This window comes from Kitasatospora putterlickiae (assembly GCF_039527695.1).
GTDB classification, from domain to species: Bacteria; Actinomycetota; Actinomycetes; order Streptomycetales; family Streptomycetaceae; genus Kitasatospora; species Kitasatospora putterlickiae.
The window spans coordinates 6,555-7,101 of sequence record NZ_BAAAKJ010000328.1; the positions used below are offsets into that span (position 1 = coordinate 6,555).

Genomic DNA, 547 nt, shown 5'->3' on the forward strand with positions numbered 1-547 from the left:
GCTCGCTCGCCGCCGGACGCACCGGTCCGCCGCTGACGGTCGGCGCGGCCCTTCGGCTCGCTCGCCGGTACTCCTCGCACGGTCGCACAGCCGTGAGGGCGCACGCCCGTGGGACCTCAGTAGGGGTAGACCCCGCCCAGTTGCGGGGGCGGGCCGGCGAAGCCCTCGGCCACGCGCTGGTGGTAGGTCGCCCGGTCCACCACCTCCAGGCCGACGATCTCCCACGGCGGCAGCTTGGCCGTCGCCTTGTGCTCGCCCCACAGCCGCAGCGCGATCGCCGCCGCGTCGTGCAGGTCGCGGGCCTGCTCCCAGTAGCGGATCTCGGCGTGGTCGGCGGCGTAACGGGCGGTCAGGAAGAACGAGTGGTCGTGCGCCAGCCGCTCCAGCCCGGCGCGCAGCTCGGACAGCGGGGTGACCGGCCCGGCCACGCTGAGCACCACGTGCCAGAGCCGGGCCTGCTCGGGCGCGGTGGGCGGCTCGTCGGCGGGGCGCCGCTCCGCCCGGAGCCGGTGCACCGTGCCGGGCCCCTGGGCCGGCGGGCCGGCCG

1 protein-coding gene is annotated in these 547 nt (G+C 77.7%); it reads right to left on the minus strand.

Features of this window, described 5'->3' with window-relative positions; all coding sequences use genetic code 11:
- Window positions 1-116: 116 nt before the first annotated feature.
- On the minus strand, window positions 117-547 hold a 431-nt coding region (locus ABD308_RS31030), incomplete at its 5' end, for a hypothetical protein (protein WP_425554893.1).